We start from the raw sequence: 588 nt of genomic DNA on the forward strand, positions 1-588 counted from the left end.
TTAGCTGTTGTTCCAGGCGTTGGCGACCAGGTCAGCAGCCTGGTCCTCCCACTGCGCGTACGCGTCCGGGTACGCCGACACCTGCACCTTCTGCGCCGCCACCGTCAACGGCAGGTCATGCCAACCATCAACCTGCTTCAGACCCTTCAGGAACGCGGTCGTCGAGTACTCCGGATCCGTGATCTGATCCGGCGAACCCCAACCCGACGACGGACGCTGCTGGAACAGCCCCAGCGAGTCATGATCGTTGCGATCACCCAGATGACCCAGGTTCTCCAACTTCGACTCCTGCAGCGACGTACCCACCGCGATCACCGCGGCACGCTCGTCCAGACCAGCCTTCTTCGTCGCCTTCACAATCGCCCGCACGTTGTCGGACTGCTCACCCGACACCGCAATCCTCGACTGCTCACCCTGCACACCACGCGGCACCAACCGGTCCCGCGACGGCTTACCCTCACTCTTACGATCCTTGCCCTTGTCACCCTTGTCGCTCTTGCCCTTGTCACCCTTGTGGTCCTTGTCGGCCTGCATCACCGACTGCGACACCGGCGACCCGGCATGCTCCGCAGCAGCCTGCGCGGCCAC

At 63.9% G+C, this 588-nt stretch carries 1 protein-coding gene; it reads right to left on the reverse strand.

All coding sequences use genetic code 11. The annotated features are described in order from the left end of the window. A complete protein-coding gene (locus tag AAH979_RS43130; protein ID WP_346263896.1) occupies positions 1–588 on the reverse strand; it encodes a hypothetical protein in 588 nt (195 codons plus the stop codon).

It is taken from the genome of Plantactinospora sp. ZYX-F-223 (assembly GCF_039649625.1).
In the GTDB taxonomy this organism is placed as follows: domain Bacteria; phylum Actinomycetota; class Actinomycetes; order Mycobacteriales; family Micromonosporaceae; genus Plantactinospora.